Annotated in this window: 1 protein-coding gene; it reads right to left on the bottom strand. The window is 49.3% G+C overall.

Annotated elements, in window-relative coordinates; translation table 11 throughout:
* Positions 1-40 precede the first annotated feature (40 nt).
* Positions 41-300, bottom strand: a 260-nt coding sequence (locus M977_RS24000) for a RusA family crossover junction endodeoxyribonuclease (RefSeq protein ID WP_064519679.1), incomplete at its 5' end; no start/stop codon positions are given.

Genomic DNA, 300 nt, shown 5'->3' with positions numbered 1-300 from the left:
ACCATGAGTTCTTCGCGGACGTATTGCAGATATTGCTGGTTCATACGGACTCCCCGATGATGATTTGCCCTTTCTCACCCCATACCTTTGTTATGCGGCAATCCCAGATGCTCGAATCGTCATCAAAGAGAGCGTCCATTAATGCCTTGAGCATGTTGTCGCAATCGGGTTTTGACTGATGTGGTTTGCCGTTCATCTGATCGCGCCTCTTCCTGCTCCAGCTCGGTGGCATTGGCATAACAAAGGTAACGTGTGCACCAGATTCAGGAAGATGAATTTTACGTAAGCGGGCTTCATCGC

The sequence above is a fragment of the Buttiauxella gaviniae ATCC 51604 genome, from assembly GCF_001654835.1.
GTDB classification, from domain to species: domain Bacteria; phylum Pseudomonadota; class Gammaproteobacteria; order Enterobacterales; family Enterobacteriaceae; genus Buttiauxella; species Buttiauxella gaviniae.
This window is presented reverse-complemented; position numbering and strand designations above follow the sequence as displayed.